Origin of the sequence: Fontibacillus forbon, assembly GCF_046559655.1 — a bacterium.
Taxonomy (GTDB): Bacteria; Bacillota; Bacilli; order Paenibacillales; family Paenibacillaceae; genus Fontibacillus.
The window spans coordinates 658,113-683,522 of record NZ_JBKGFV010000002.1 but is presented as its reverse complement, the minus strand read 5'-3'; the positions used below and the strand labels follow the sequence as shown (position 1 = coordinate 683,522).

22 protein-coding genes and 1 other RNA gene are annotated in these 25,410 nt (G+C 49.1%); 16 read left to right on the top strand and 7 right to left on the bottom strand.

The features are described from left to right. Positions 1 to 387 precede the first annotated feature (387 nt). Positions 388 to 621: a hypothetical protein gene (locus ACLB09_RS10120; protein ID WP_410769690.1), complete on the bottom strand. Its 234-nt coding sequence runs from the start codon at positions 619 to 621 to the stop codon at positions 388 to 390. Between the two features lie 232 nt (positions 622 to 853). Here ACLB09_RS10120 and ACLB09_RS10115 point away from each other — a divergent pair, with 232 nt between their 5' ends. The 10 genes from ACLB09_RS10115 to ACLB09_RS10070 all read left to right on the top strand — a co-directional run bounded on the left by ACLB09_RS10115 (position 854) and on the right by ACLB09_RS10070 (position 13,233). Beyond that, complete coding sequence (locus ACLB09_RS10115; RefSeq protein ID WP_018750471.1) at positions 854 to 1,051, top strand: cold shock domain-containing protein; 198 nt, start codon at positions 854 to 856, stop codon at positions 1,049 to 1,051. 598 nt (positions 1,052 to 1,649) lie between these two features. Continuing rightward, positions 1,650 to 2,603 (top strand): helix-turn-helix transcriptional regulator, encoded by a 954-nt coding sequence (locus ACLB09_RS10110; protein WP_410769689.1) that lies wholly within the window; start codon positions 1,650 to 1,652, stop codon positions 2,601 to 2,603. A gap of 12 nt (positions 2,604 to 2,615) precedes the next feature. Continuing rightward, positions 2,616 to 3,704 (top strand): DNA glycosylase AlkZ-like family protein, encoded by a 1,089-nt coding sequence (locus ACLB09_RS10105; protein WP_410769688.1) that lies wholly within the window; start codon positions 2,616 to 2,618, stop codon positions 3,702 to 3,704. Between the two features lie 22 nt (positions 3,705 to 3,726). Continuing rightward, complete coding sequence (locus ACLB09_RS10100) at positions 3,727 to 4,629, top strand: prenyltransferase/squalene oxidase repeat-containing protein (protein ID WP_410769687.1); 903 nt, start codon at positions 3,727 to 3,729, stop codon at positions 4,627 to 4,629. A 554-nt stretch (positions 4,630 to 5,183) separates the two neighbouring features. Beyond that, positions 5,184 to 6,176, top strand: a complete 993-nt coding sequence (locus ACLB09_RS10095; protein WP_410769686.1) for a LacI family DNA-binding transcriptional regulator — start codon at positions 5,184 to 5,186, stop codon at positions 6,174 to 6,176. 198 nt (positions 6,177 to 6,374) lie between these two features. Further along, the gene (locus tag ACLB09_RS10090; RefSeq protein WP_410769685.1) at positions 6,375 to 7,709 is read left to right on the top strand and encodes an extracellular solute-binding protein; all 1,335 of its coding nucleotides are present in this window, start codon (positions 6,375 to 6,377) and stop codon (positions 7,707 to 7,709) included. Between the two features lie 209 nt (positions 7,710 to 7,918). Further along, positions 7,919 to 9,121, top strand: a complete 1,203-nt coding sequence (locus ACLB09_RS10085) for a carbohydrate ABC transporter permease (protein ID WP_410769684.1) — start codon at positions 7,919 to 7,921, stop codon at positions 9,119 to 9,121. A 4-nt stretch (positions 9,122 to 9,125) separates the two neighbouring features. Continuing rightward, on the top strand, positions 9,126 to 9,971 hold the full coding sequence (locus ACLB09_RS10080) for a sugar ABC transporter permease (protein ID WP_410769683.1): 846 nt from the start codon (positions 9,126 to 9,128) through the stop codon (positions 9,969 to 9,971). A gap of 20 nt (positions 9,972 to 9,991) precedes the next feature. Then, positions 9,992 to 11,143, top strand: a complete 1,152-nt coding sequence (locus tag ACLB09_RS10075) for a glycoside hydrolase family 53 protein (protein ID WP_410769682.1) — start codon at positions 9,992 to 9,994, stop codon at positions 11,141 to 11,143. A gap of 14 nt (positions 11,144 to 11,157) precedes the next feature. Continuing rightward, on the top strand, positions 11,158 to 13,233 hold the full coding sequence (locus ACLB09_RS10070; protein WP_410769681.1) for a beta-galactosidase: 2,076 nt from the start codon (positions 11,158 to 11,160) through the stop codon (positions 13,231 to 13,233). Positions 13,234 to 13,670: 437 nt separating this feature from the next. On the opposite strand, the gene ACLB09_RS10065 is transcribed toward ACLB09_RS10070, so the two are convergent. Continuing rightward, the gene (locus ACLB09_RS10065) at positions 13,671 to 14,918 is read right to left on the bottom strand and encodes an MFS transporter (RefSeq protein ID WP_410769680.1); all 1,248 of its coding nucleotides are present in this window, start codon (positions 14,916 to 14,918) and stop codon (positions 13,671 to 13,673) included. A 210-nt stretch (positions 14,919 to 15,128) separates the two neighbouring features. On the opposite strand from ACLB09_RS10065, the gene ACLB09_RS10060 reads away from it, so the two are divergent. The 3 genes from ACLB09_RS10060 to pfkA all read left to right on the top strand — a co-directional run bounded on the left by ACLB09_RS10060 (position 15,129) and on the right by pfkA (position 17,620). Beyond that, a complete protein-coding gene (locus ACLB09_RS10060; protein WP_410769679.1) occupies positions 15,129 to 15,455 on the top strand; it encodes a hypothetical protein in 327 nt (108 codons plus the stop codon). A 146-nt stretch (positions 15,456 to 15,601) separates the two neighbouring features. Further along, entirely contained in the window at positions 15,602 to 16,627 is a 1,026-nt protein-coding gene (locus tag ACLB09_RS10055; protein WP_410770067.1) for a tetraprenyl-beta-curcumene synthase family protein, read from the top strand. Between the two features lie 21 nt (positions 16,628 to 16,648). Continuing rightward, positions 16,649 to 17,620 carry a 6-phosphofructokinase gene (pfkA, locus tag ACLB09_RS10050; RefSeq protein ID WP_114496271.1) on the top strand — a complete coding sequence of 324 codons (972 nt, stop codon included), beginning with the start codon at positions 16,649 to 16,651 and terminating at the stop codon, positions 17,618 to 17,620. A gap of 292 nt (positions 17,621 to 17,912) precedes the next feature. Here pfkA and ACLB09_RS10045 read toward each other — a convergent pair whose 3' ends face one another. The 4 genes from ACLB09_RS10045 to ACLB09_RS10030 all read right to left on the bottom strand — a co-directional run bounded on the left by ACLB09_RS10045 (position 17,913) and on the right by ACLB09_RS10030 (position 22,013). Next, the gene (locus tag ACLB09_RS10045) at positions 17,913 to 19,292 is read right to left on the bottom strand and encodes an MATE family efflux transporter (RefSeq protein ID WP_410769678.1); all 1,380 of its coding nucleotides are present in this window, start codon (positions 19,290 to 19,292) and stop codon (positions 17,913 to 17,915) included. A gap of 108 nt (positions 19,293 to 19,400) precedes the next feature. Further along, a complete protein-coding gene (locus ACLB09_RS10040) occupies positions 19,401 to 20,585 on the bottom strand; it encodes a putative glycoside hydrolase (RefSeq protein ID WP_410769677.1) in 1,185 nt (394 codons plus the stop codon). Positions 20,586 to 20,815: 230 nt separating this feature from the next. Beyond that, positions 20,816 to 21,016, bottom strand: coding sequence for a hypothetical protein (locus ACLB09_RS10035; protein WP_181873087.1), 201 nt, complete (start codon positions 21,014 to 21,016; stop codon positions 20,816 to 20,818). A 175-nt stretch (positions 21,017 to 21,191) separates the two neighbouring features. Then, entirely contained in the window at positions 21,192 to 22,013 is an 822-nt protein-coding gene (locus tag ACLB09_RS10030; protein WP_410769676.1) for a YitT family protein, read from the bottom strand. A 263-nt stretch (positions 22,014 to 22,276) separates the two neighbouring features. Here ACLB09_RS10030 and ACLB09_RS10025 point away from each other — a divergent pair, with 263 nt between their 5' ends. After that, complete coding sequence (locus ACLB09_RS10025; RefSeq protein ID WP_410769675.1) at positions 22,277 to 23,866, top strand: DEAD/DEAH box helicase; 1,590 nt, start codon at positions 22,277 to 22,279, stop codon at positions 23,864 to 23,866. 68 nt (positions 23,867 to 23,934) lie between these two features. Here the strand turns inward: ACLB09_RS10025 and ACLB09_RS10020 are convergent, their stop codons facing one another. Then, a complete protein-coding gene (locus ACLB09_RS10020; protein WP_410769674.1) occupies positions 23,935 to 24,036 on the bottom strand; it encodes a sporulation protein YjcZ in 102 nt (33 codons plus the stop codon). A 179-nt stretch (positions 24,037 to 24,215) separates the two neighbouring features. On the opposite strand from ACLB09_RS10020, the gene ACLB09_RS10015 reads away from it, so the two are divergent. Together ACLB09_RS10015 and ssrS are read left to right on the top strand one after the other, a co-directional pair. Next, positions 24,216 to 25,004, top strand: coding sequence for a YesL family protein (locus tag ACLB09_RS10015; RefSeq protein WP_410769673.1), 789 nt, complete (start codon positions 24,216 to 24,218; stop codon positions 25,002 to 25,004). Positions 25,005 to 25,078: 74 nt separating this feature from the next. After that, a non-coding RNA gene (gene ssrS, locus ACLB09_RS10010) (6S RNA) lies at positions 25,079 to 25,269 on the top strand. Positions 25,270 to 25,410 lie beyond the last annotated feature (141 nt).

Genomic DNA, 25,410 nt, shown 5'->3' with positions numbered 1-25,410 from the left:
AGGGGAAGCAGACGGGGCTTGCGCATATTAAATAGGAAACCTCCCTTAAAATAAAGAGGAAGTTCAATCCATCGGAGTGATTTTTTGAACTTTCGCTTTTTATAGAGACATTGTCCTATTATGCCCTTGGTCTTCACCCGTTATTAACTTCACTGGCCCATACTGTAAAAGCTGTATACCAATAAACCAAACGCGAGTACTACCATAACGAGGGCGGTGATTGCAAAACTGCGTCTCAGCTTAGGAGGGATGTTATTTCTGGTAAGAATAAGTACGACCCCAAGGGCAAAGGCGCAAATAATAAAAATAAGCAGGTTGGAACTGTCCATGCACGTGGCTCCGTTTCCTATCGAATTGTGGGTCTGAGCCGGTTCCGCAGAACCGGGTTCAGACCTGCTTGAAGGCGCTCATGATGTCGCGCCATTCTTCTTCCTTGCCGGCGTATTCCTCTTTGGGAAAACGGTTCTGCGCCCACTGCATCAAGGCCGGACGGCTGAGAAATGTATGGGACTCTTCGCCCCATTGGTCGGAAATTTCGCGGAGGATGATGTATTTTCCCTGTACCTCTACAGTCATCATATTCCACTTGTCTTTTTTGTATATTTCGTGTTTTTTGATCATGGTAACGGCTCCGATCTTTGGCGTGTTTAAATCGTCAGGATTACAACTTTTTAATGAAATATTTTTATGTAAAATGATAACTCACCCCCTGAAGGAAAGCAAATAATAATAGGCATCCCGCGAGATAAATCGGAGAAATTTCACCCTAAATGACACGTTGCATTGTCTTGGGGCATAGAGTATAATATGGGTATTCGTCAATGATGACGATTATTTTTAGGAGGTTGTTCATTTGAAAGGTACAGTTAAATGGTTTAACGCAGAAAAAGGCTATGGCTTTATCCAAGTTGAAGGCGGCGAAGACGTATTCGTTCATTTCTCCGCAATTCAAGGCGACGGTTTCAAAACTCTAGAAGAAGGCCAAGCTGTTGAGTTCGAAATCACTGACGGCAACCGTGGTCCTCAAGCTGCTAACGTAATCAAATTATAAGATCACTTCCGAATCTATCGGATCACTTATAAAGTTTGGTTCCAAGCACGATAATGAAGAACACAGCTCTTTCCGGGCTGTGTTTTTTTGTATTTGTTACGAGTGAGTGGCGAAGGTGCCGGTGGTGCCGCGAGGGATGTTGATATTCCGGATGAAAGTGCGGGGAATAAAGATATTACGGGTGAAGTGGCGGTGGAGGCGGAGTTGGTGCAAGTTGCCAGTCCTGATTGGAAAATTTCCAGTGTAAATCCTCTTAAGTCCCGGCCTTATCGGTCATCATTGGATTAATTCCAATGAGCATACTGAAGTTTTCGGCTGAGGATGACTTTCTGGGATTTCCGTTGGAAATCATCCAATCAAAGCGAGGATGACATTGAGAAGCAAGCTCTTCGTTGGAAAAATTCCAATAAGAGTATAGCGTTGTCGGGGTAAAGTGAAGCTGGGAATGGTACCTTTATAATTAGGGGCTTTCATCGGTATTCAAAAGGAATCGAAAAATATTTGGAGAAAAGTATGGGGAGAGCCTTCGAAATTAGTGACAGTCCGTTGTCACCAATGTCATGGTAAGGTGAATTTGACCGGGAGGAAATGGACAGATATGAAGCGAATGGACCGGATGATGGCGATTGTAATGGCGCTCCAGCAACGTGCGGAAACCGCGCAGTCGTTGGCAGACAAGCTGGAGGTTTCCAAGCGGACTGTGCTGCGCGATATGCAGGCCTTATCGGAAATGGGCGTACCGCTTTATGCGGTCCCAGGCCCGGGGGGTGGCTATCGGCTTATGGAGGGCTACAAGCTTCCTCCGCTGCAGCTTACCTCCGACGAGGCGCTGACGTTGCTGATGTCATTGGACGGGATGACGAAATACAGCGACGGCCCGTTCCGGCAGGCGCGTTGGACGGTGACGGACAAAATCCGCTCCGCTTTGCCGGAGCAGACGCTGGGCGAAATATCCCCGTGGCTCAAACATATCGGGTTGGAAGTGCCGGATCACCGTACCCGGACACCGCACTTAAATGCGCTGATGAAATACGCGGCCGACGGGAGCTGGCTGCATGTGCTGTACCGTTCACAAAACTACCGGCGCTATTTGGATGTACGTCCCGCTCGTATCTATGCAGCGCACGGCTTCTGGTATTGTAAGGCTTATTCTCATCAGCATGAGGAGACACGGACGTTCCGGGTGGATCGAATCGAGGAACTGGAGGAATTGGCTCCGGAGGAGGCCGCGGGCTTCGAAGCGATGGCGGCAGCCCGCCCGAAACCGGAGGAAGACGATAACGGATCCCCTGAACAGACAATCCGGATCCGGTCCAAACTTACTTATCGGGGAGCGCTCCAGGCGGAGCAGGATCCTGACATCGGGCAGCTTGTCAGACAAACGGGGGACGAAGAGTGGGAGGTTGACTTTAATTGTCCGCCTTCGGAATGGAATTGGGCGATCTCTTTTTTCTTCCGTCTAGGTTTGGATGCCGAGGTGCTTGAACCCCGGTCGCTGCGGGACTCGTTAAGGCAGCGGGCGGCGGATTTGATGGAGAGATACGATACATGAGGAGGAAGCAGTGTGCAAGAACGGAATCAAGGCGTAACCGTGGCTGAAAGGTTGAAAAGACAAGGGCTTACGTTTCCGCTAATCGACCGCACGGACGAGGTGGCATATATCGAATTATTCCGCAGATTGCAGCCGATGTCTCCGGTCCATTTTACGCGTCCGGGAGATCCTCCACGACTTATACACCGCACGATTTACCCCGATTTCGGGGTATCGTCCGCCATCCGGGAGCAAGGGAAATTGGTGAAAGGCCGGTTCCAAGGCGGACGTATCGCTTATGTGCTGGAGGAGGATTTGAAGCTATACGCCACGGCGTTCCGGAAGGAGATGACCCGGTTCGGAACTATTCATCAAGAAATTCTGGCGCTGATTCATGAATCCGGCGGTCTATCCAAAGACCAGTTGAAAGAGGAACTCCCCTATCGGCCCGGAGATATCGGTAAAGCGCTTGAGGAATTTCAAAAAGCCTTCATCCTTTTCGAACAGCAAACCGATACCGATTGGGATACGGGCTGGCTGGTTTTTGCCGAGGAATGGTTTCAGATTCCGGATGATCCCGAGAGCCGCACACAAGCCATGGAAGAAGTTGTCCTGCGATTTACGCAAGCGATGGTATTTGCTACGGAGTCACAAATAAAAAGCTGGAGCGGTTGGACCGGCAAGCAGATCGCAAGCCTTGTGAAAGGGCTGGTGGGGCAAGGCAAGCTCAAAAGAGCCGAAGTGAACGGATGGGGCCCGGGCGTGATGTGCGAGGGGGATCCTGTTTTGGAGGACTCATCTGTTGGAGAAAGTGACGCCGCGTCTGTTCCGAAAAAGATCTGGGTACTGGATAAGTCGGATTTTCTGGTCCGCGCCGAGTTGGATGAGCTTAAGAAGCGGTACGAAGGCCGGGAAGTGCTGCAATACTTGTTGGTGGACGGCATGTTTCAAGGTGCGGTAATCGGTCATTGGGGGTTTCGGGATTACGATATCGAGGACATCGTTCTGGATTTGCCTGAAGAAGAAGCCGCAGCGCGCCGCGATGAAGCCATTTCTGCTGTAAGGGAAGTTTGTGATTCGAAGCATCATGCCATATTGAAATACAACGGATTGCCACTTTGAAAAATGAAAGAGGTGCAGGGATATGACGACTACTCAGAAACAATCTGAAGTACTTGAACAAGGCCGTAAGTTTATATATAGCAGTGCGAGGCTGCTGGATCGGATGCGGTTTAGCTATCATTTTGAGGATGGCAACAAAGAGCAGGTGCTGAATGCGCTGCGCCCTTATCAGAATGCCGACGGCGGCTTCGGGAATGCGTTAGAACCGGACATGCGCTGTCCGCAGAGCCAGCCTGTCACGACAGAGACGGCTTTAATGGTCATCAAGGAAGTCGATGGCTGGGATAGCGACTTACTGGATGGAGTTCTTTCTTATCTGAAAGGAATCACGCTTGATAATGGCGGATTTCCCAGAGCTACGACCGTGGTGAACGATTATCCCCATGCCCCATGGTGGACCACGGAGCAGGACGGCGTTCCCTCACTCAACCCTACGGGAAGCATTATCGGAATGCTGTTTAGACAACAAATGCGACAAGACTTTTTTAACGAGGATTGGTTCGCGAAGAATGTTACCTTCTTATGGGATTGTTTCGAGAAATCCCTCCCCGGCGATTATCATGATGCGGCACAATGGATGTCCTTCCTGGGTAGTGCGGCGTTGGAGACTGATCCAAGGGCCGCCAAGTATAAGGCCGTGCTCGATGATTGGCTGGCGGGACCGAACGGGATCGAAAAGAATCCTCACGCCGAAGGCTACGTGCACAAGGTGCTTGAATATGCACCGGCGCCCGGTTCTTATGCCTCCCGCTTGATTACGCCCGAAGAACTTGATCGGCATCTCGACTGGATGACCGGCAACCAGCAGGAAGACGGCGGATGGGACATTCCCTTCCCTGCCGTCAGCACCGCCGGGCACCAGGAATGGCGGGGCTGGCTGACCGTAGAGAACTTAAAGACGCTAAGGGCTTACGGGCGGATTTAGCTGGTACATTTTCATGCTTAGCTTGAGACGGATTTGACTTAAATCTTGATCCTCTGAAATTACGAAGCCCCTCTGAGAGTTAGTTTCTCAGAGGGGCTTTTGAATTTAACGGACATGAGAGACGTTAAATTCACCGAAACGGGGATCCCCAAAATCTAACGGACACCAGAGCCGTTAAAAGCCTTCGATGGCTCCCTTTCGACCAGAAATCTGTCCGTTAGCGTCTCCAGTGTCCGTTAGAATGACAAAACTGCGAAATCAGCTCATTTAAGGTCCCTTATGTCCGTTAGCCGTAAATTGCGTCCAGACGGCCAAGATCGAGCTGGGTGGAGCCAAGAAAACGAAGAATTCCGGCTTCCAAACTCGGTGATATCCTTGAAAATGAAAAGGTTATGGCGGGATGAATGAGGCTGAGGCCAATTTAATCGGCGATTTGGCAGATGCCGGAGGAAAGGCCGAAGTAATTATTCTAGATGTAAGTAAAACTTTTACTATTTCATTTACTTGATAAGTAAAATAGTGTAATATGGAAATCGTGAACTAGGAGGGATAGCGTGGCTACGATTAAACAAATTGCGGAAAAAGCCAATGTATCCATAGCGACGGTGTCGAGAGTGCTGAATAATGATCCCAAGCTATCGGTTACGGAAAAGACGAGGGAGCGGATTTTTGAAATCGCGGACCAGATCGGGTATCGGAAGAAAACCGTTCAGCCGAGTATCAAAAATGTAGCGTTTCTTTACTGGTTTTCCGAGAAGGAAGAGCTCGAGGATGTTTACTATAAAACGATACGTCTTGAAATCGAGAATCAAGCCGCGGAGCGGAATATCGAAATCACCACTTATAAAATCTCGGACGGAATTCAGGCGATCCACCCGGATATCGAAGGGTTTATCGCCGTCGGACGGTTTTCCACCAAAGAGCTGGATTACTTGCATACCCTGACTCCCAATGGCGTCTTTATCGATAGCGTACCGGACCCAGATCATTATGATGCCGTCAAGCCTGATTTGCGGTGGATTACCAGAAAGGCCATTGATTTTCACCTCTCGAAAGGACACCGTAATATCGGTTTTGTCGGCGGAATCGATATCGATCCCGATACCAAATACGAGAAGATGGACGTTCGGGAAGAATCTTTTCGGGACTATATGGACAAGCTGAATCTGTTGAATGAGGAATATATTTTTACAGGCAAACATTTCTCGGTCAATGACGGATATGAGCTGATGCTTCGCGCTATAGACGGCTTAGGACCAAACCTGCCGACAGCCTTTTTCGTGGCCGCGGATCCGATTGCCGTTGGCTGCCTGCAAGCCTTGAACGAGAAGGAAATCTCGATTCCGGCCAGGGTGAGCATCTTAAGCATGAACAATGTCAGCGTGGCGAAGTACGTTTCTCCGCCGCTAACTACTTTTCATATCGATACGTACGAATTATGCAAGGATGCGATATCGCTGCTAATGGAACGTGTCATCGCCAAGAGAACTTTAGTTAAGACCATTTATCTGAATGCCGAATTGATCGTCAGAAAAAGCACGATTTAAGGGAGAGAAGAGCGGTAATGTTTCATTTACTGCTCTTTTTGTTTGTCCGGAAAAGGGAAATAATGAAAGATAAGTTTTACTAATTTAACTTAAATATTTTATCTAAATATCGTTGATGTTTTACTAAAATGATGCTAGTATTAATTGCTGTAAGCGTTATCTGATCATAATCATAATATGTACACAGGGGGCAAAGAGATGAAAAGGTTGGGATTATTGAGTTTATCGTTGTTGCTTGCAGGCTCGATTGCGTTAGCCGGTTGCGGTAACGGCTCCGGAAACGGATCCGGCAACGCCGCGAATACCGGAGAAAGCGAGGGAATCGAGTGGAATGCAGAAAGTAACGAATACGTCATGGAAGAGCCGATTGCGTCCGGACAAGTTCCATTGAAAATATGGGTGGAGTATGAAGATTACGGTAAAGCCCTGCAAGAAGCGTTTGCCAAGAAATATCCCGACGTAAACATCGAGTACGAAATCGTTCCGAAGGTCGAAAGCGTGGAGAGAATGGCGCTGGACGGAGAAGCCGGTAAGGGCGCCGATGTGTTTATGACGAATCATGATGAGTTTGGCAGTGCTATAGATAATGCAACAGCAGCTCCAATCGGGAATTACGAATCTCAGCTGAAAGAACGAATTTCCGAGTCTTTTATCAATGTAGTAAGCAGAGACGGCCAAATGTACGGAGTTCCTATTTCCACTGAGTCGATCGCTCTTTTCTATAACAAAACTCTGCTCAAGGAATTGACCGGGAGTGAAGAGCCTGCGACTACTTGGGAAGAAATTTCGGAACTGGCCAAAACCTATAACGATCCGGCAAAAAACCAGTGGACCATCCGTTTTATGGCGGGTCAAATCTATTATGCTTATCCGGTACTGTCCTCCATGGGCTGGCACCTCTACGAAGACGGTGATTTGAATAACCCGAATTTCGAGTCTCCAAAACTGAAAGAGGGCTTGGAGTATTACAAAGGCTTAAGAAGCATTTGGAACGTCAACTCTGCGGATGCTTCTTACGATTCGATCGAGAATGAATTCGTGAAAGGCAAGACGCCATACGTTGTCACAGGACCATGGGTATTTGGAGATTTTGATAAAGCCGCCTCGGAAAACGGGTTCGAATACGGGGTAACGAAGCTTCCGAAAGCAGCCGCCGGCGAAGAAGCTTCCTCCTTCTCCGGAATTACCGTAGCTGCGGTATCCGGTTACACGAAATATCCTGCGGCAGCAAGAGTATTTTTGAATTTTATGGCTTCGGACGAAGGCGCTGCTGCCCTGCACCAATCCATCGGAGCTATCCCGGCTCTGAACGAAGAGAATATCAATAAAGTAGAAGGAATTTCAGGCAATGAACATATTACCGGAATTATCGCACAATCGGAGAACGCTGACCTGATGCCGCAGCTGCCGGAGTACCTGTACTCGTCGGGCGACTCGCTGGTGGTAAACGTATGGGATAACCTTCTGGACGTCGAACAGGCACAGCAAAAGGCTACTAAAGAATATTCGGAACTGAAGGCTCTGGTGGAGTAATTCGCAAATAAGCCTTCACGGGATAAGGGTGTGGAGAAGTGAACGATAAGGCAGAACGAGGCATGCCTCATTGGGTTGTTGGTATCTTCTCCTCTGTAATTTGGGGAGCGGGACAAGCCATAAACAGACAGTTTCTTAAAGGTTTTATTTTCTTCTGTATGTTTGTGGGTAGCATTGCACTTGAAATAGGAACAGGAAATTACGGCTCAATGGAGCATGGTTTTCGCTTTCGTGAGAATGGCGGTTTCTTTCTGAAAGGGGTTTGGGGGCTCATTACATTGGGCACCCAGCCCCGAAAGATGGGGATCACCGGATTGACCGCAGGCGACCATTCCATCGTGCTGATGGTCAACGGAATCATCGCGATCATGTTCTTTGCCATTCTCATGTTCTTTTATGTCTGGAATATCCGGGATGCCGCAAAGGTAAGAAAAAGTATCAATGAAAGCGGAGTTTGGGAGAAATCGACCGAGTACTTTAAAAAGCTCTGGGAGTCGATGTATGCGTACATCGTACTGTCTCCTTCCATTGTGTTGCTGTTGTTTGTCAGCCTCCTTCCGATCGTCTTTGGCGTATTGATCGCCTTTACGGATTATAGCCGCAATAATATCCCGCCCACGAAGCTGATTCATTGGGTCGGGCTGGACAATTTTATCACCGTCACTCAGGTGTTTTCCTGGATGCATACTTTTCTGGGCGTATTGACCTGGACGATCGTCTGGGGCCTTCTCGCAACGGTATCTACTTATTTCCTGGGATTCTTCCAGGCGGTCATTATTAACAACCCGCGGGTGAAATTCAAAAAGCTGTGGCGAAGCATCTATATTCTTCCTTGGGCGATTCCCGGCATGGTTTCCGCGCTGGTATTCAAATCGATGTTTAACGGACAGTTCGGTCCGATCAGCCAGTTTCTGGTCGATATCGGACTGACCTCCGAAAAAATATTCTGGTTCACGGATCCCAATAATACGACGCTTGCCCGGATATTGGCCCTGGTGATCAACCTCTGGTTAGGTTTTCCTTATTTTATGGCCTTGATCGGCGGGACGCTCACGAACATTTCGGACAGTTATTATGAAGCCGCCCGAATTGACGGAGCGACATCCGGTCAGATGTTCTGGAAAATCACGTTTCCGATCGTTTACAAAGCGACCGCTCCATTATTGACGATGTCATTCGTGAGCAATTTCAACAATTTCGGGGTCATTTACTTCCTGACCGGTGGCGGGCCTTCCAATCCCGATTATAATTTTGCCGGCAGCACGGATTTGTTGATTACATGGCTTTACAAATTGACGCTGGATAACAGGCTTTACAATATGGGGGCCGTCATGTCTATTATCGTCTTTTTCATTGTCGGAACGTTCTCTTTGTGGAATCTGAGGAAATCGAAAACCTTCGAGGAGCTATGATGGTATGAACAACAAACGGAACAGCCATACGGGGAAATGGAAAACGGTGCTGATTTATATAGAGCTCATCGTTATGGCGCTGCTTATTATTTATCCGGTGGTTTGGATTATCGGATCCTCATTCGGTGCCTCCAAAGGGCTGGCCAATGCTTCGGCCATACCGGAAAACGCAACATTGCAGAACTACCGGGATCTGCTGACACATACGAATTTTCCCGTCTGGTATATGAATACTTTGAAAGTCGCCGTGGCGAACATGATTTGCGGAGTGTTGATCGCAACGCTGGGTGCGTACGCCTTCTCCCGATTTAAGTTTAAAGGGAAAAAAGCGGGTCTGCTCACCATATTGATCCTGCAAATGTTCCCAACTTTTTTGACCGCGATCGCGGTGTACATGCTGTTTTTGAATTTTGGCCTGCTAAACAGCCTGACAGGATTAATCGTGGTCGGGGTTGCAGCGGCGTTGCCTTATAATTTGTGGCTTTTAAAAGGGTATCTGGACGACTTGCCGGCAAGCTTTGATGAAGCGGCATTGATTGACGGAGCCTCGCGTACGCAAATTTTCGTAAGGATTATTTTGCCTTTGGCAAGTCCGATGCTGGCCTTTGTGGCCGTTACCCAGTTTGCGGCTCCATGGATGGATTTTATTCTGCCTAAATTGCTGATTTCCAGTGAAGAGAAAAAGACGGTCGCCATCGGGTTGTTTTCCATGATCAATGACGAAACGAGAAACGAATTTACGCTGTTTGCGGCAGGTGCGGTGCTGGTGGCCATTCCGATTGCCGTCTTGTATATCGTTTTGCAGAAATACCTGATCGATGGTTTAACGGCCGGCGGAGATAAAGGATAGAAAAGGTGAGGAGTGGGAGAATGGGTCAATTTTTCATGAAAGGTGCCGACATCTCGACGGTGAAGGAAGTCGAAGATAACGGCGGCGTATTTTTTCTGGATGGTCAGGAAAAGGATCTGTTTGAAATTTTGAGTATAAAGGGAATGAATACGGTCCGGTTGCGTTTGTGGGTCGATCCCTTTGATGAGGATAAACAGCCCTATTTGGGAGGTACCAATGATTTGCCAATGACGATCGAATTGGCTAAACGGGCTAAACGGCACGGATTGAAATTTATGCTCGATTTTCATTACAGCGATTTTTGGGCAGACCCCAAAAAGCAATACAAGCCGAAGGCTTGGCGGGAACTAAGCGGAAAACAACTTGAGGATGAGGTTTATAAGTATACGAAGGAAACGCTGGAGCTGTGTAAAAAGCACGATGTCATTCCGGAATTCGTACAAATCGGAAATGAGATTACGAACGGAATGCTGTGGCCGGACGGGAAGACACCGTCGTATCTTTTTGAAGAGCGGAAGTTTACGGATATGGATCCTGCGGAAAAGAAGGACAGTTTTGATCGTCTTGCCCGGTTGCTGAAGGCTGGCGTGTCCGCGACCAGAGAAACCCTGCCGGCACCGGCGGGGAAAGTGATTCTGCACCTGGATTTTGGCGGAGCCAACGATCTCTACAGGGGCTGGTTCGACGAAATCGCCGCGCGCGAAGTGGACTACGACATTATCGGCTTATCCTACTATCCGTTCTGGCACGGAACTTTGGAAGATTTGCGTTTGAATATGGAAGATATAGTCTCGCGGTACAACAAAGACGTGCTTGTGGTTGAGACGTCCTATGGTTTTACTGCGGAAAAGCCTCCGGGCGGAGAATGCATTTTCTCGGCGGAGCTAGCCGAAACGGGCGGGTATCCTCCGACCGTGGAAGGACAAGCGGCGTTTCTTCAAGATCTGATGGAAACGGTGAAGCGAGTATCAGACGGGCACGGACTTGGAATCGTGTATTGGGAACCGGCATGGTTACCCGTGCCAGAAACAAGCTGGGCGAGCTACGCCGGCATGAAGTACGGAAACGACATGGGCAATATGGGCAATCATTGGTCCAATCAGGCCTTATTTGATTTTGACGGCAACGCCCTGGACTCTTTGAATGTGTTCAAATCCAGTACAACCAAGTAAGGAGTTAGTTCAACATGACTAGAAGGTGGAAGACGGTTCACCCCCGCGTGAAGGGGATGCTGCATGGAGGCGATTATAACCCGGATCAATGGCTTAATACCCCTCATGTTATAGATGAAGATTTTCGCTTGATGAAATTGGCCCATGCCAATACTTTCTCCATCAATATTTTCGGTTGGAGCGCCATCGAGCCTGAGGAGGACGTATACGCCTTCGAATGGCTGGACGAGATCATGGACCGGATCGAAGCGCAGGGAGGTCACGCCATATTGGCGACCCCAAGCGGAGCGCGGCCGGCATGGCTAAGCGAGAAATATCCGGAAGTATTGCGGGTAAGCCCGGGCCGGGTGAGAAATCTCCATGGACAAAGGCATAATCACTGCTATACCTCGCCAGTTTATCGAGAAAAAACGCGGAAATTAAACACGGTGCTGGCTGAAAGATATAAAAATCATCCGGCTCTGATTCTCTGGCATGTTTCCAACGAATATGGCGGGGAATGCCATTGCGAACTTTGCCAGGAAGCGTTCCGAAACTGGTTGAAGATGAAATATGATCATGACTTGAAGAAGTTAAACCATGCCTGGTGGACGGGATTCTGGAGTCATACGTTTACCGACTGGAGCCAGATCGAATCGCCGGCGCCGCATGGCGAAAACCAGGTTCACGGACTGAATTTGGATTGGAAAAGATTCGTTACGCATCAAACGATCGATTTCTATAAGAACGAGATTTTGCCGCTACGGGAAATTACGCCGGATCTTGGAGTCACTACGAACTTTATGGGTAGTTACCCTCATATGAAGCCCGATATGGGACTCAATTACGAGAAATTCGCCAAAGTGGTGGATGTGGTTAGCTGGGATTGTTACCCTGCTTGGCACAACGATTGGGAATCCACGGCTTCGCTCGCCATGAATGTAGCCTTCGTGAATGATCTATACCGGTCTTTGAAGGACGGACAGCCGTTTTTGATCATGGAAAGCACGCCAAGCCAGGTAAACTGGCACGAGATCAATAAGGCGAAGCGGGCAGGGATGCACAGGCTCTCTTCCGTTCAATCGATCGCCCATGGCGCGGATTCCATTTTGTATTTTCAATGGCGGAAGAGCAGGGGGTCATCGGAGAAATTCCATGGGGCCGTAGTGGACCATGTCGGTCATGAGCATACCCGGGTGTTTGCCGATGTCGCCGATGTAGGGCGTATGCTGGAGAAACTGCCAGAGGTTGCCGGTACTTCCGTCAAGGCGGAGGTGGCGATCCTGTTCGATTGGGAGACGGAATGGGCTTTGAATGATGCCCAGGGCTTCGGCCGGGACAGCAAAAAGTATGCGGAAACCTGCCAGGAACATTACCGGTTTTTCTGGGAAGCGGGCATATCCGTTGATGTAATAACCCCGGATAAGCCGCTGGATTCATATAAGCTGGTCATTGCGCCGATGCTTTACATGATACGCGACGGATTCGGCGAAAAGGTCGAACAATATGTCGGACAAGGCGGCACTTTCGTGACCACGTATCTGAGCGGGATCGTCGATCAGACAGACCTTGCATTTGCGGAAGGGTTTCCCGGACCTCTAAAATCCGTGCTCGGCATCTGGTCTGAGGAATCGGATAACCTGTATCCGCAGGAAGTCAGGGAATTCACGACTTCAGGCGGAATGCGCTATGAAGCCCGTGATTATTGCGAACTGATCCATGCCGATTCCGCCGAAGTGTTGGCGCGTTTTGACTCTGACTTTTATGAGGGACACCCTGCCGTCACGATGAACCGATGTGAACAGGGACGAGCGTTTTATATCGCTTCCCGTAATGAGTCCCGATTCCAGGATTCATTCTACCGTGAACTGGTAAAGGAGCTCGGGATCTCGCCGGTTCACTGCTTCAAATATCCAAAGGGAATTTCCGTGCAGGCAAGAACCGATGGAGAAACCGACTATATCTTCGTGATGAATTTTACCGAGGAATCGCAAGTTGTGGACTTGGATCGAAGCTATCGCGACATGATTTCCGGGGAAATGGTGGAGCACACCGTTGAATTACCGCAGTACGGAGCACTGATTCTGAAGGCGTCGGATGAAGAGGTTTAGCGGAGAATAAGATGAATAAGGAGAGGCAAGCCCCAATCATTTGTGATGATTTGGGTGGCCTCTCCTATATTCGTTTCCTGACTTAACCGATAGCCCTACGGACATGGAAGCCGTTATTGTCTGCTTTTTCGAGTATTATAAAATCTAACGGACACCAGAGCCCTTATATGGAGGGTATGAGCTAATTTCACCTATAATTCTGCGAACTAGCGGCCGCTGTGTCCGTTAGAAACGAAAACCTGTAAAATACGGACACTTAAGGGCTGTGGTGTCCGTAAGAATTTGGGATATGCATGCCGGATTGGGCAAGTTAGCAGCAGTAGTAACCGCCCATTAGCCGCTGCATTAACCGTTGCAGTAACCGCCGCATTACCCGCTTTAGTACCCGCCCTCCAAATGCCCGCCGCAATAACCCGCCTCAGCCCGCCAGGAGCAAATTACTTCCCCACGCTCTCTTCCTCAGCAGAAACGGAGGAAACCGCTTGTGCGGCAGTCAGCTGAGCCCTTCCGCCACGGGTTCTCCGTAACCGCGGTCCCGGGTAGAAATACCGGCTGGCAAAGCCAAGGCAGGCCACGAGCGCGAAGGACATGGCGACGAGGTAGAAGTTATGGCGGCCGAACTGTTCGAAGACGACGCCGCCGAACGTGCCGCTGAGCAGGCCGGAGGCGCTCGACCAGACGATGGTGTACAGGGCCATGCCCGTTGCCCGGTAATGGTCCGGAATTAGTCGTGTCAGCATCCGGATGGAGGTGACGTAGAACACGCCGAACGAAACGCTGTGCAGCAGTTGAATCGCGACGATTGTGCCGGCCGAATCCGCGATGCCGACCAACAGGAACCGGGTGGCGAACATCAGGCTGGCGAAGACGAGCAGCGGAAGTTCCTTGATTTTTTCTCCATACAGACTTAGTAGAAGAAAGATCGGAATTTCCGACATCGAGGAGGCGAGTTGTGCCCAACCGATGATGTTTTCGCTGGCGCCAAGGTCGTTCAACGTGACGGTCAAGAAGGCATCGTTCATCCGTACGGCAATCGCCAGGCAGAAGACGCAGCAGAAAAACCAGAGCAGCTCTTTTTGCTTCAAAATCCCCCAGATCCCCGACATGTCCATTTTGGCAACCGGGCTGTCCTGATCTTTGATGAACAGGGTAATTACCAGCGCGATGGCTGCGATTCCGATCGTTACCCACATCGTCCGCGAAGAACCGATCATAGAGAGGATATAGCCTATGAATAGGGCGAAAAACGCATAGCCGATCGAGCCGAAGATCCGCACGGTGATAAAGTTCTTGTTATGCCGTTTGGCAGCATTGATGGCAATCGTGTCCGACAACGGAAATACCGGGTAAAAGAAAAAATAAAAGATCGTGATCACCAGTATGATGACCGAAAATTGGGTGGATACGGATAACACGGCACTCATGATCATCTGTCCGATCAACAGGATGAGCATGATCTTTTTGATCGTTCTGTATTTGTCGCTGGCTACGCTCCACAAGAGGTTCGCAACCAGGGAGATCATCGGTCCGAGCGCATAAAGAAGCCCGATCTGGCTGCTGGAAAAGCCAAGTCCGGCATAAAAAAGCGGGAAGTAGGAAGAAACAAGAACGCTGGTACCGAATATGGTAAAAGTAAAAGCCCGTAGCCAAGGAAGCTCAGGCCGGGCCGATGAAGTAGGCTTCATACGATTTCGCAGACTCCGTTCCGAAGGTGGTATTCGCGGTAAGCAAGCCCTACCGATAGATAACGTTAAGTATAGCATAGTCCTTGGAAAAAGAGTTCAGAAACTGCGCAGCTTCTGTGTATAATATGAGGCAGGAGGATTGTTGAGCAATACATGTAGTTGTGCTGACACTTTTGTCGGTAAATCTTTATAGCTGGAGGCATTTTGAGAATGAACCATTCGTACTTTGTTTACGACGAAAGACTGGATATTCATGTTCCGCATCTGGAACAACCTTTTGAGGACTACCATCTCAACGAACGGCTGGCCATGATCGAAACCTGGGAGGATACCCGCGGCCGCATCCCTACCAAAGTGAAAAAACTGGAACGGGAAATCGAGCGGAAGTTGCAGGAGATGCATGAAGAGGACGACTTTGAAGCCAGCTGCGATCTAAATGGCGAAATCGCGGAATTGGCCAGCCGGATTAATGATCTGCACATTTGGTACCGCATCAGCCAGGACGAAGACTCGGTTCCCGTCAAAAGACACTTGTGATTTTGTTTATTTGTGCAAAAAGTTGGATCATATTATAATATAGAATGATTTTTTAATAATGCGATTTTTAACAACGTAGCGGAGGCAGGCCATTGATTGAACTTGAGCAAAGCCGAAACCAGTTTCCCAGAGAGCCGATCAGATTAATGAGCCGCGTCTATAAGTTCATTCTGCCTGATGTCCGGAAGGAATTGGACGGCTGGAGACAGGAAGCGGCAGCAATCCCTGACCCTGAGCTTAGAAAACAGGCGCTTGCCAGCATCGAGGCAAAAGAATTTCACTGCCAGGGCGGTTCGGTGTATGCCGCCGCCAATTTAGCAAAGCGCGATGTACTCATCCCATTAATTGTGGCTTTTCAGACGATCAGCGACTATTTGGACAACCTGTGCGACCGGAGTACTTCCATGGACGAACGGGATTTCCGCCTGTTGCACCGGAGTATGCTGGACGCGGTCAATCCTTGCAGCGACATCCGGGACTATTACGCGTTGCGCGATGAAGATGATGATGGCGGATATCTCCACCATTTGGTGCAGACTTGCCGGGACAACATCGACAAGCTTCCTGCCTATCGCGTGGTTAAGCCGTTTATTCTGGATTTGGTGGGGCTGTATACTGATCTTCAGGTGTACAAGCATATCGATCCGAAACTTCGTGAGCAGGCGTTGCTAGCCTGGTGGGAACAGCACAAGGAACGTACCCCGCAACTGCGTTGGAACGAATTTGCCGCAGCAACGGGCTCCACGCTGGGAGTGTTTATGTTATTCCTGGCGGCCAGCAATCCCGAATTGGACGACAATAGTGCGGAAATTATCCATAACGCCTATTTCCCGCATGTTTGCGGACTACATATTATGCTTGATTACTTGATCGATCAGGCGGAGGATGAAGTGGGCGGGGATTTGAATTTCTGCAGCTATTACGAAAATAAGGAAACGATGCTAAACCGTATCGCCTTCATTGTAGGAGGAGCTCGTCAGGATATTAAGCGGCTCCCTGCATCCTCGTTCCACAGAATGATCATCGAAGGATTGCTTGCGCTTTATTTGTCGGATCCGAAGGTGAGCGAACAGCAGGAGATTCGTGATGTTTCACGGCGCTTGATGAAGCGAAGCCCGTTGATGCGGTTGTTCTTTTTTGTAAATAGCCGTTGGATCCGCAAACATCTTTAATAACATTTAGGAGGAATCATCATGTCAGCAGTTAAAAAAATCGCAGTTCTTACCAGTGGTGGAGATTCGCAAGGCATGAACGCGGCAGTACGCGCCGTTGTGCGCAGCGGCTTGTTTTACGGCCTGGAAGTATACGGTATCCAGCGGGGGTACCAAGGACTGCTTAATAACGATATTTTCTCCATGGATATCCGCAGCGTAGGCGATATCATCCAACGCGGCGGGACGATTCTTCAATCGGCACGCTGCCTGGAGTTCAAGACTCCGGAAGGCCAGCAAAAGGGTGCGCAAATTTTGCGTGACCGCGGCATCGACGGGCTGGTCGTAATCGGCGGGGACGGTTCCTATCAAGGGGCCGAGAAGCTGAGCAAATTGGGCATCAAAACGATGGGGCTGCCGGGAACGATCGATAACGACATTTCGTTTACGGATTATACGATCGGCTTCGATACGGCTGTCGGCATTGTGGTGGACGCAGTCAACAAACTGCGGGATACGATGTCTTCCCATGAACGCGCGTCTGTCGTTGAGGTGATGGGCCGCCATGCCGGTGATATTGCGCTTCATGCGGGTCTTGCTGCCGGAGCGGAAACGATTCTGGTTCCGGAAGTGCCGTTCGATTTGAACGAAGTGGCAGACCGGATGAGACAAAACTTCGACAACGGCAAGAGACACAGTATCGTCATCGTAGCCGAAGGCGTAGGCAAGGGCGAGGAAGTGGTTGAAGCTATCAAGAAACGTCAACCATCGCTTGAACCGCGCGCTACCGTGCTTGGACATATTCAACGCGGCGGATCGCCAACGCCGTTTGACCGCAACCTGGCAAGCCGTCTGGGCGACTTTGCCGTACGCAGCCTGATCGCGGGCGAATCAAACAAGGCTTGCGGTATGATCGGCGGAGAAATGATTCTGACCGACATCGAGAAGGTTGTAGCCACCAAGAAAGAGTTCGATATGGATTTGTATGAACTCGCTTCGCGTTTGTCGCAATAAGAAGCAAGACAAGATTGGAATCGGTTTAACTGGATTTCCTCCAGTTAAATCTTTAGTATTTCAAGTTTGGGACCGAATAGCTGTAAAAACTACAGTTATTTCAACTGTTCTGGTCCCTCTAGCCGAAAAAGCGTGCAATTTGCTGTAGGTTTTACAGTTAATTGTACGCCAAGGCTCACATAAGCTTGAATTAACTGCAGGTTTTACAGCTAATTCTTTATATGAACAAGTAAGGGCTGGCCCGAAAGTCATCACATTGCTGATGAATGACTAAGGCCAGCCCTTTTTTTGTTTACGTTTGTGATTTGCCAACCTCTACTTGCCCGCCGCGTTCCATCCGCTTTTGAATGACGAACAGACGCCGCAACAGCAGAATTGCCGCTACGCCGAGCCCGGTGATCAATCCGATCCAGTAACCGTAGGGGCCCTGATCGGTGAAATTGGCCAGAACATACCCCAGTGGCAGTCCTATGATCCAATAAGCCAGCAGGGAAATCCAGAATCCCGGATTGACATCCTTGTAACCACGCAGCACGCCTTGAATCGGCGTGGCGATGGCATCGGATATTTGAAAGAAGATGGCATACACCAGGAAGTGGGTAATCAGCGCAATGACATCTTCTTCGCCGGAATACAGCCCGGCCACGCCCCGGCGGAACAGCATCAGAATGATGGCTGTAAGCAGGGATAGCGCAACGGCGGTGCTGACGCCAAGGATGCCGTATTGTCTGGCATCCTTTTGTCGTCCTGCGCCGACTTCAAATCCGACGAGAATCGTGAGCGCAAGGCAAATGCTGAGCGGAATCATGTAGAGCGTTGAAGCAAAATTGTTCGCGGCTTGGTGCGCCGCGATCGTCAAGGTGTCGAACCGGCTCATGAGCAGCGTGACGGCGGCGAACACGGCAGTTTCAAAAAAGATGGCGAATCCGATCGGAACGCCGAGCTTCATCAATTCCTTCCACTTCGCAAACGAAACTCGGTGGAATTTGCGGAAAATGCCATAACCGGCAAACGGTTCGGCCTTATGCGCGATCCACAGGGCCAACAGGAATATGCACCAATAAGTAAATGCGGTCGCAATACCCGATCCGATGCCCCCGAGCCGGGGAAATCCGAGTTTACCGAAGATCAGCAGATAACCCGCACCGACGTTAAGCGGCAGGGAGAGCAGGGTTATCAGCATGGAAATTCTGGTTTGACCGAGCGAGTCGATAAAGGACCTGATTACGATATAGCCGAAAAGCGGGAGCACTCCCGTGGAAATAGACACCAGGAAATAGAAGGCTATGTGGTGGACTTTCGGCTCAAGTTGCATGCTTCCCAGCATGGGCGATATAGCCAGCCCGCCGACAACGAGAACCACAATACTGACGGCAAAGGCTAGCCAAAGCGCCTGCATGACGTGATATCCGACTTTGTTCTGTTGCCCGCCCCCAACCAACTGGGAAACAATCGGTGTAATTCCCATCAGAATTCCGCTGAGTCCGGTTTGCACCGGGATCCAGATGCTGGAGCCGATCGCCGCACCCGCCAGATCGGCAGGGCTTGCATGACCGGACATCATCGTATCGAAAAAGGTCATCAATGACATCGTCACCTGGGTGACGAGAATTGGAAGTAGTATTTTCAAAAATTGAATGTACTTTTGTTTCAGGGTCTGTGTTTCTTTCATGTCATAAACTCCATTTCACCGTCCGAAGACCCGGGCGGATGCCCGGGCCTTCGGAAAATTCAGCTTATTATAATATGAACAGAATAATATCGGTTTGATGACTATTCCTTAATACTCAACGCCTTCCGTATACCGGTTGGATGCGTTCCAGAGCAGATATTCATCGATTTTCATTTCATTCAACGCCCGAATTTGCTCTTCCACTTCGTGTTTGCCGTATTTCGTGTAGTGGCCTTTTCCAAGCCAGCTTGCCGTAAAGTCCTGAATCCAAGGGCGGATAATCGGCTTGTTCTCTCCAAGCGGATCGAGCTTTTTATGCGTATCCGTAACGGCTCCCTTAATCGTCTGGTAAGGAGCTTTGTCGGGATCCTTGGCATTGAACCAGCCCGTTGTATAATGGCTTGGATAAATCATCGGGCAGATGATATCGACCTGATTGGAAATCTTGACGAAATCCTGTCCGATGCCTTCGGCAGCAGGCACCGAAGCCGCATATCCGAAAATATCGACCGACACTTTGATGCCGAGGGGTTCCAATTGTTCGCGCGCATATTGCACGAAAGCGGCGACGGCGTCGCTGCGGCTCTGCTCGGTTTTCGTATACTTCAGAGAATCGGCCCGCTTCTCAAAGCCTTCCGGGAAACGGACATAATCGAACTGAATTTCTTTAAAACCGTGTTTGGCGGCTTCTTTGGCGACCTCTATATTGTAATCCCAAACTTCTTTACTATACGGATTGACGAAGCTGTCGCCTTTTCCGTTGCTCCAAACCGTTCCGTCGCTGTTCCGGAAGGAGAGCTCCGGATTCTTTTTGGCCAGAATCGTATCCTTGAACACCACCACACGGGCGATCGGATAAATTTTATGCTTTTCCAGCCTTGCCATCAAACCGTCGATATCGGAAATGAACGGTTGTGGCTTGCCCAATTTCTGCAGTTCGGGGTTATCGGTTTTGTAGGTGATATACCCTGCGTCATCCTTGATATCGATAACCATGGAATTTAATTCGGTCTTGTCGAGCAAGTCGATCAGCGTGTTAAGCCGCGATCCACCCGCACTGTATGCGGTGACGTAAATTCCTTTGACTTTAGGCGCTTCTTCTTGCTGAAACGGTTTTACCATCTCCGCCGGAGATAGAGGGTCTTCTTTTCGTCCCTGTGCGATATTTGCCGTGAAAGTTTGATAGGTAGATTGCAAGATGGCCGGTAATCTTCCGCTGTCGGCGTGATCGGCCGGCGTTTCCCCACTGCCTGTACCCAAGGCCAGAAGTAAAAGTGTCCATAGGATGTTCATGATATTCCTCTCCCTTGTTTGCGCTCGCTTTGATTATATCTGATGTCAGATTTCCAGAAAGAACATCTTTGTCACCATTGATATGTAGATCGATGCTTTTGTTTTTTTAAACGTATTAGCGCTTTCTTAAACCTATTTATTTTTGAGAGAATATCCGGTAGATTCATTTCAGAAAAAAACCGCCTCTTCCGCTTTTGCAGAAGAAACGGTCATGTTGACGAACAGCTTATTTAATGAAGGAAGTGACTATTTTGATGCTCGCAGATGCTGAGCTGGATAATTTCCAACGCATCTTCCGGTTCCAGAATTGTCAGACCATCGCGAAGGATGATCATGGAGTTAAGTTCCTTTTGATTCAAAAAAGGCAACATATCCGGGAACCACTTCATGACAATTTGCTCCAGTTTTACCGTTTCCGTTTCCACATCCATCACCCTTTCCTACAAGAATCATTCGTTACCGGAATCATTCCTACTTCGGAAAAGCATTACAGCCTGTGAAATAAAGGTAAAGCTGATAACTATAAAGTTGTTGAAGGAACCGCTTGTTAGTATTATACCACAAAGTAACGTAAATGGAACGGCCGACGAACGCGCGTCTACAAGATCAGCGCCTGCGGAACGAGCCCATCACGCCGACCGTCTCCACAATATTCACGAAAGCCGCGGGATCGGTGGACTTGATGATATCCTTCAGTTCCGTAAGTTCATAGCGGGTGGTTACGGTCATGAGCATATCTTTTTCCTTATGGGAGAAAGCGCCCTGCGTCTTGATCAGCGTCACGCCGCGGGGACGGCAAAGAAGTCGTTCAAGCAGTTCGTCCGTCCGGTCGGTAATGATGAACAAAGTTACTTTGAGGTGATTGATATGGATAAAATCCAGCACTTTGCCCGCCAGATAGATCGATACCATGGAGGCCAGCGCAAGATTCCAGTTTCCATCCAGATAGCCCATCGCCAATATAACCAACCCGTTCATCCCGACGAGGATATTTCCGATCGGAAAATCCCGATAGCGCGTCACGATCGAACCGATGATATCGAACCCGCCGGAAGATCCGCCTACGCGAAAAGAGAGACCGCTTCCGATGCCCACGAGTACGCCGCCGAAAACCGCCGACAGCAGCGTATCGGAGGCCAACGGCCGTTCCGGGACGAGTGCCATAAGCCATGTCACCGCGATAACGGAAAGCATGCTTAATCCGACAAAACGTCGGCCGAGCAAAAACCAGCCGGCAATCAGGATCGGTGCATTATAAGCCAAATACATGGTATTGATGCTTAACGGTGAAAAGTAACCGGTCAGCATGGCAAGTCCGGATACGCCGCCGCTGAGCAAATGATGCGGAACAAGGAACAAGTTGAATCCGGAGGCGATGCACGCGGCTCCGATCAAGATGGCGATACAGTTCCTGATTTCCTTTAACACTAAATCCACCTCACATTTGATATGGAAGTATCCCAACCTGCTTGCTGGTATTCTCAAACTGTTTTGTGCTATAATGTTTGAGATATTCTTGAGTAGGGATCCATTTCCATTTAAAACGGTGTTTACCGTCAGAAGTTTTCTCGCGTTCCAGTCTCATATGTAAATTTTATGGCGAGATTGGATAGTCTATAAACGTTTGAATGCTACTTAAGAATACAGTCAAGCTTGTGGAATGTCCACTATATAGAAGGAGTATGAAAAATTTGAACACATTTGCAGATTTCGGCCTAGAGCCTAAAGTTTTACAAGCAATTACGGAACTTGGTTTTGAGGAAGCGACGCCGATTCAATCCAAATCCATCCCCATTGCCCTCACCGGGCGCGATCTGATCGGACAAGCGCAGACAGGTACCGGGAAAACGGCAGCCTTCGGTCTCCCGCTCATCAACAGAATTCCTAAAGAAGAAGATCGCATCGTTGCGCTAATTATGACACCAACCCGTGAGCTCGCCATTCAAGTAGCCGAAGAAATCGGTAAGCTGGCACGATTCAAAGGTACGCGTTCCCTTCCTATTTACGGCGGTCAAGATATCGTTCGCCAAATTCGCGCATTGAAGAAGAAGCCTCAAATCATTATCGGTACTCCGGGCCGCCTGCTGGACCACATTAACCGGAAAACGATCAAACTTGACGATGTTCAGACGGTAGTGCTGGATGAAGCCGATGAAATGCTGGATATGGGCTTCATGGATGATATTCAATCCATTTTGAAGCTGGTTCCCGAAGAGCGTCAGACGATGTTATTTTCCGCCACTATGCCTTCGAATATCCAGAAGTTGGCTCAGCAGTTCCTGAAAAATCCCGAGCATGTATCCGTTATCCCTAAACAAGTAAGCGCCCCGCTGATTGATCAAGCTTATATTGAAGTGCACGAACGGCAAAAATTCGACGCATTGACCCGTTTGTTGGATATGGAATCCCCAGAATTGGCCATCGTCTTCGGCCGGACCAAACGCCGGGTAGACGAACTGTCCGAAGCCCTGCAGAAACGCGGTTATTCCGCTGACGGGCTGCACGGGGATTTGTCGCAGAACCAGCGCGATAATGTAATGCGAAAATTCCGCGACGGCAGCATCGACGTGCTCGTAGCTACGGACGTAGCGGCACGCGGTCTCGACGTATCCGGCGTTTCGCATGTCGTTAACTTCGACTTGCCGCAGGATCCGGAGAGCTATGTTCACCGGATCGGCAGAACCGGCCGCGCAGGCAAGGAAGGCGCAGCCTGGTCGTTCGTAACTCCGCGTGAAATCGATCATCTGCACTTCATCGAGCGGATCACCCGGCATAAAATCGCCCGCAAACCGTTGCCGAGCATCGCGGAAGCGATTGAAGGCAAACAGCGCATTACGGCGGAACGGATCCTTGAACTGGTTGAAGCAGCTGAACTGAACGAATACAAGGGAATCGCCATCCAGCTCCTGGAGCAATATGATTCGGTCAACCTGCTGGCAGCAGCGTTCAAGCTGATCACCGGCGAAAAGAATGAGAAAACAAGCATCGAGCTTACTCCGGAAGAACCGATTCGCGTGAAACGCCGGAATCCGGATATCCGCTCCAGCGGACGTAAGCCATCCGGTTACGGCAACCGCAGCGGCGGTGGCGGCGGCTATCAGCGCCGTGACAACCGCGAAGGCGGAAACCGCGGCGGTTATGGAAATAAAGGCGGCGGCTACAACAAAGACGGGAATCGCGATTCCTACCGCTCTTCCTCGGACCGTAAGCCGCGCACTTCGAACTATAACGGCGGAGAACGCAGACCTGCCAAGCGTGACGACAGCTCGTTCGACAATTAATAACCGGGCCTGACATAGAAGCAAAGAAGACGAAGTACTTACTTCGTCTTCTTTGCGTTTTATTTCAATTAATACAGAATCGTCCGGCTGACGATGACGAGCAGAATAAACAAAACCAGAATCGTGCCAGTGGAAGTCATAAAACCGCCATATCCTCCTACCTGGGACATGAGATTACCTCCTTTGAAAGTTGTGAATGGTTGAAATTACGTAATATTGTATGCAGGGGGAGGGTATCAGATTAGACGGCAACCTAGAACCGTCAAAATAGGCGCTGGATAGTGATGAAGCAATCGTGCTATAGTAGTATATATAGACAAACTTATCACTTGCGGAGGGAGATCTTTACTTGGAATCTAAAGGTTTAATGGGTGGATTTTATAAAATTACGGAATGGATCATGAGAATATCGGGAAGCAACCTGCTATGGCTGGTTTGTTCCCTGCCTACTTTGTTTTTTGGGTTTACCGCGTTCTTTTTATCAGAAGGGGATTTTTCAAAACAAAACCTGTGGGCTATGGCGATTTTGGCACCGTTTACATTGTTTCCGGCCACGTCCGCGTTGTTTTCTGTGACGCGCAAATGGGTTATGGGAGAAGCGGATGTAAGCATCATCAAGACTTACTTCAAAGGGTACAAAGAGAACTATAAGCAAAGCATGTTCGGCGGAATATTCTACACTTTGCTTACTGTAATCATGATAGTCGATTACCAGATGTACATGAAGGAGTTCAACAACAATCTGCAGTTTATCGGAATTATCATCCTGGTTTTCCTGGTGATATTGTTGGTATCCTTGTTCCATTTTTTCTCGATGGTGGCCCACTATTATTTAAAGGTCACCCAGCTGATCAAAAATGCGATATTGCTGACGATTCTCAAGCCGTTCCGGATGCTTTCGACGGTTATTTGCACCGGGGTTCTCGTTTTTCTGACTATCCGTTTTCCTTGGCTGATCTTTTTCGGACTTGCGAGTCTGACCGCGCTTGTGGCTTTCTTTAATTTCTATGCGGCTTATAACAAAGTCCAGGAAAAAGTCGAAAAGATGCGCGCAGCCGAAGAAGACTCGAATAACGGCGAGAATGGCGATGAATCGCCTCTGGAACTGTCTTCGGGAACAGAAAAGGAAAAAGAATAACGGAAATTCGGAATTGGATGGAATTTCCTGAATCGTCAAGTTTACATTTGTCTGATGAAGTTTTATAATAAATTTACGTCCTGCGATGTACGTTTCGGTTCTATGTTGTTTTGAACCAATGACAAAGTCTCGGGAGACCTATATCGCGTCATAGCTGAAAGGCCCTATCCATGTTGATGTGGGGACTTCAAAAATGTCGCTGCGGTCACCCACCTGCTAACGCAGGTTCGAGACAATGTAACCGGACGGCATAGGCGGGTCTTTCCTTTTAAAACATGCGGCACTTTGAAGAATTCGGATTACCGAAACTTTGAAGTGCTTTTTTGTGTGCTTGAAGTGATCTCTTGACTTTTGTTTGTTACTCAACAATGTTAAACTATATCTAAAGTGAAATCGCATTCTTGAT

Bases quoted from the DNA above. Each gene is read 5' to 3' on its own strand.
- ACLB09_RS10120 (WP_410769690.1), bottom strand. From the start codon at position 621: ATGATCAAAAAACACGAAATATACAAAAAAGACAAGTGGAATATGATG.
- ACLB09_RS10110 (WP_410769689.1), top strand. From the start codon at position 1,650: ATGAAGCGAATGGACCGGATGATGGCGATTGTAATGGCGCTCCAGCAA.
- ACLB09_RS10100 (WP_410769687.1), top strand. From the start codon at position 3,727: ATGACGACTACTCAGAAACAATCTGAAGTACTTGAACAAGGCCGTAAG.
- ACLB09_RS10090 (WP_410769685.1), top strand. From the start codon at position 6,375: ATGAAAAGGTTGGGATTATTGAGTTTATCGTTGTTGCTTGCAGGCTCG.
- ACLB09_RS10085 (WP_410769684.1), top strand. From the start codon at position 7,919: ATGGAGCATGGTTTTCGCTTTCGTGAGAATGGCGGTTTCTTTCTGAAA.
- ACLB09_RS10080 (WP_410769683.1), top strand. From the start codon at position 9,126: ATGAACAACAAACGGAACAGCCATACGGGGAAATGGAAAACGGTGCTG.
- ACLB09_RS10075 (WP_410769682.1), top strand. From the start codon at position 9,992: ATGGGTCAATTTTTCATGAAAGGTGCCGACATCTCGACGGTGAAGGAA.
- ACLB09_RS10070 (WP_410769681.1), top strand. From the start codon at position 11,158: ATGACTAGAAGGTGGAAGACGGTTCACCCCCGCGTGAAGGGGATGCTG.
- ACLB09_RS10065 (WP_410769680.1), bottom strand. From the start codon at position 14,918: ATGAAGCCTACTTCATCGGCCCGGCCTGAGCTTCCTTGGCTACGGGCT.
- ACLB09_RS10060 (WP_410769679.1), top strand. From the start codon at position 15,129: ATGAACCATTCGTACTTTGTTTACGACGAAAGACTGGATATTCATGTT.
- ACLB09_RS10055 (WP_410770067.1), top strand. From the start codon at position 15,602: ATGAGCCGCGTCTATAAGTTCATTCTGCCTGATGTCCGGAAGGAATTG.
- pfkA (WP_114496271.1), top strand. From the start codon at position 16,649: ATGTCAGCAGTTAAAAAAATCGCAGTTCTTACCAGTGGTGGAGATTCG.
- ACLB09_RS10045 (WP_410769678.1), bottom strand. From the start codon at position 19,292: ATGAAAGAAACACAGACCCTGAAACAAAAGTACATTCAATTTTTGAAA.
- ACLB09_RS10040 (WP_410769677.1), bottom strand. From the start codon at position 20,585: ATGAACATCCTATGGACACTTTTACTTCTGGCCTTGGGTACAGGCAGT.
- ACLB09_RS10035 (WP_181873087.1), bottom strand. From the start codon at position 21,016: ATGGATGTGGAAACGGAAACGGTAAAACTGGAGCAAATTGTCATGAAG.
- ACLB09_RS10020 (WP_410769674.1), bottom strand. From the start codon at position 24,036: ATGTCCCAGGTAGGAGGATATGGCGGTTTTATGACTTCCACTGGCACG.